Below are 4,301 nucleotides of genomic sequence, written 5' to 3' on the forward strand. Positions count from 1 at the left end.
GTGTCGATGGTATCGGTGACATTCGTCACCGCTGGAACCGCGCTTGGCACCAGGTTCTCGAAGTTGCCGCCGGTCGCACCCTCGATGGTGACTTCGACTTTGCCGGCATCTTTATAGACGTCGTCTTTCGGTGCATCGACTGTCACGGTGCCGGTGGTTTTGCCCGCGTCGATATTGATCGTGGCGCCGTTCGACAGGGTCACGGTCACCGGTGTGCCGGCCAGGTTGGTCAGGGTTGCGGTGTAGGTGATCTGGCCGCCTTCGGCGACCGAATCGCTGGCGGTCAGGTTCAGGTTGGTGGTGTCGGTGGTGTCGGAAACCACGGTGTCGGCGGACTTGCCGTCGACCGCCAGTTTTTCGTAGTTGCCACCGGTGGCGCCATCAATGGTCACGCTCAGCGAGCTGCCGCCCGCCAATGGGCTGTTCGGCGCGACGTAGTTGACGCTGCCGGTGGTTTCGCCAACGGCGATGGTGATGGTCTGACCGTTGGACAGGCTCACGATCACCGGCGAACCGGTCACTGGCGCGCCCACGGTGGCGGTGTAAACCACGGTTTCGCCTTCGGCGACGTTCGCAGTGGCGCTCAGCGACACGGAGGTGGTGTCGATGGTGTCGTTGACCGTGGTCACCACCGGCTCTTTGCTGGCGACGAGGTTTTCGAAGTTGCCGCCGGTTGCGCTCTGGATGGTCGCTTCAACGCTGCCGGCGTCTTTATAGACGTCGTCTTTCGGTGCATCGACGGTCACGCTGCCGGTGGTTTTGCCGGCCTCGATGAGGATAGTCGCACCGTTCGACAAGGTCACGGTGACCGGTGTGCCAGCGGCGTTGCTCAAAGTCGCGGTGTAGGTAATCTGGCCGCCTTCGTTCACCGCGCCGGTCGCGCTGAGCGACAGGTTGGTGGTGTCGACGGTGTCGGTCACGGTGGTGCTGACCGGGGTCTGGTCGGCGACAAGATTTTCGAAATTACCGCCGCTGACGTTGGTGATCGAGTTGGTCAGCGGCGCGTGGCCGGCGAGGACGTCGTTCGGCGCGGTGGTGCTCACGCTGCCGCTGGTCTTGCCGACTTCGATAGTGATGTTCTGACCGTTGGCCAGGGTGACGACCACAGGCGAACCGGTGACCGGCGCGCCGACGGTGGCGGTGTAGGTGACGGTGCCGCCTTCGGCTGCGGTTTCGGTGGCGGTCAGTTTGACCGTCGAGGTGTCGACGGTGTCGGTGACATCAGTAACCGCTGGCGTGGTGCTTGGCACCAGGTTTTCGAAGTTGCCGCCGATGGCGTCCTTGATCGTGACTTCGACTTTGCCGGCGTCTTTGTAGACGTCATCGGCAGGTGCCGGAACGGTGACGGTGCCGCTGGTTTTGCCGGCCTCGATGGTGATCACCGCGCCGTTGCTCAGGCTCACGGTCACTGGCGTGCCGGCCGGGTTGCTCAGGGTTGCGGTGTAGACAATCGAACCGCCCTCGGCCACAGAGCCGGTCGCGGACAGCGACAGGTTGGTGGTGTCGGCGACGTCGGTTACCGAGGTCACCGCCGGGGTCTGGTCGGCGACGAGATTTTCGTAATTGCCACCACTGGCGCCGTCGATTTTCACGCTCAGGGTGTTGCCGCCGGCCTGTGCATCGTTCGGCGCGGTGAAGTTGACGCTGGCGCTGCTGGCGCCGACCGGAATGGTGATGGTCTGGCCGTTGGACAGGGTCACCACCACTGGCGAACCGGTGACCGGTGCGGTCACGGACGCGGTGTAGACAACCACGCCGCCTTCTACCGCGCTGGCGCTGGCGGTCAGCGAAACAGTGCTGTTGTCGATGGTGTCGGTGACATCAGTTACCGCAGGAGTCTTGTCGATCACCAGATTTTCAAAGTTGCCACCGCTGGTCTTGGTGATGCTCGCATCGACCTTGCCGGCGTCCTTGTACACGTCATCGCCAGGCGCGGCGACGGTTGCAGTGCCAGTGCTCGCACCCTTGGCAATGTTGATCACCGCGCCGTTGCTCAGGGTCACGCTCATGGCGGTGCCGGCCGGATTGCTCAGGGTTGCCGTGTAGACGATCGAGCCGCCCTCGGCAACGCTGCCGGTGGCGCTCAGGCTGATGTCGGTGGTGTCGACGGCGTCGGTGACTTTGGTCACCACAGCCGAACGATCGGCCTCGACGCGCTCGAAATTGCCGCCGCTGTGGCTGGCGATCGCCGTCCGCACGTTGCTGCCATCGATGTACGGCGTATTGGCGGGCGCCGGGAAATTCACCGAACCGCTGGTAGCTCCGGCAGCGATGTTGATCACCGCGCCGTTGGCCAGGGTTACGGTCATCGCAGTGCCGGCCGGGTTGCTCAGGGTCGCGGTGTAGGTGATCTGGCCACCTTCGCTGACGGTATCGCTGGCGGTCAGGGTCAGTGCGGTTGTGTCGACGGTGTCGTTGACCGTGGTGCTGACCGGAGTCTTGCTGACGTCGAGTTTCTCGAAGTTGCCACCGCTGGCGTCGGTCATGGTCACGGTGAGCTTGCTGACGTCCTTGTAGACGTCATCGCTCGGTGCGGCAATCGTCACCGAACCGCTGGTCTTGCCGGCTTCGATGGTGATGGTCTGGCCGTTGCTCAGGTTGACGGTTACCGGCGTTTGCGCGGCGTTGGTCAACGTTGCGGTGTAAGTGATCGAAGAGCCTTCGAGCACATAGCTTTCTGCGCTGAGGGTCAGGTGCGTGGTGTTGACCGTGTCGGCAACGTTGGTCACCGCAGGCGTAGTGCTCGGCACCAGATTTTCGAAGTTGCCGCCGGTGGCGTCCTTGATGGTGACTTCGACTTTGCCGGCGTCTTTGTAGACGTCATCGGCAGGTGCCGGAACGGTCACGGTGCCGGTGGTCTTGCCGGCTTCAATGGTGATGACCGAACCGTTGCTCAGGTTGACGGTGACCGGCGTACCGGCCGGGTTGCTCAGCGTCGCGGTGTAGGTGATCTGCCCGCCTTCATTGACGTTGCCGGTGGCAGTCAGCGCGACGCTGGTGGTGTCGACGGTGTCGGTCACGGTGGTGCTGACCGGGGTCTTGTCGGCGACCAGATTTTCGAAGTTGCCGCCGCTGACGTTGGTGATCGAGTTGGTCAGCGGTGCGTGACCGATCTGCACGTCATTCGATACCGGGGCGGTGACGCTGCCGGTGGTCTGGCCGACGCCGATGGTGATGCTCTGGCCGTTGGCCAGGGTCACGACAACAGGCGAGCCGGTGACGGGCGCCCCGACAGTGGCGGTGTAGGTGACGGTGCCGCCTTCCACGACCGAGGTGTCGGCGGTCAATTTGACCGTCGAGGTGTCGATGGTGTCGGTGACTTGAGTGACCGCTGGCGTGGTGCTCGGAACGAGGTTCTCGAAATTGCCGCCGGTGGCACTGGTGATGGTTGCCTGCACGGAGCCGGAGTCTTTGTAAACGTCGTCGGACGGAGCCGGGAAGGTCACATTACCGCTGGTTTCGCCTGCCTGGATGGTGATGACGGCGCCGTTCGACAAGGTCACGGTTACTGGCGAGCCAGCGGCGTTGGTCAATGTCGCGGTGTAGATGATCTGGCCACCTTCTGCCACCGAGTTGCTGGCGCTGAGCGACAGATTGGTGGTGTCGGCAACATCCGTAACAGTGGTCGAAACCGGCGTTTTATCCGCAACCAGACTTTCGAAGTTGCCACCAGTTACGCCAGTGATCGAGTTGGTCAGCGGAGCGTTGCCCGTCAAGGCATCGTTCGGTGCGGTGTAGGTCACGGAGCCAGTGGTCTGGCCGACGGCGATGGTGATGTTCTGGCCGTTAGCCAACGTCACGACCACAGGCGAGCCGGTGACCGGAGCGCCGACGGTGGCGGTGTAAGTCACGGTGCTGCCTTCGGCAACCGAGGTGTCTGCGCTCAGCTTCACCGTCGAGGTATCGACGGTGTCAGTGATTTCGGTCACTGCCGGCGTAGCGTTCGGCACCAGATTTTCGAAATTGCCGCCGGTGGCGTCCTTGATGCTGACTTCGACCTGGCCGGCGTCCTTGTAGACGTCATCGGCAGGCGCTGGAACGGTAACGGTGCCGGTGGTTTTGCCGGCATCAATGGTGATCACCGAGCCGTTGCTCAGGGTCACGGTTACCGGTGTGCCGGCCGGATTCGTCAGCGTGGCGGTGTAGGTGATCTGGCCACCCTCGGCCACAGAGCCGGTGGCGCTGAGGCTCAGGCCAGTGTCATCCACCGAGTCGGTGATGGTGGTGACCGCAGGCGTGTTGCTTGGCACCAGATTTTCGAAATTGCCACCGGTAGCGCCAGTGATCGTGGTGCTGACGGT

1 protein-coding gene is annotated in these 4,301 nt (G+C 63.1%); it reads right to left on the reverse strand.

The features are described 5' to 3' along the window. Positions 1–4,301 (reverse strand): immunoglobulin-like domain-containing protein (locus D6877_RS07105; RefSeq protein WP_347233402.1); only part of this gene is annotated, 4,301 nt, incomplete at both ends.

Origin of the sequence: Pseudomonas sp. Sample_9 (genome assembly GCF_004307535.1) — a bacterium.
Classification (GTDB): Bacteria; Pseudomonadota; Gammaproteobacteria; order Pseudomonadales; family Pseudomonadaceae; genus Aquipseudomonas; species Aquipseudomonas mercuritolerans.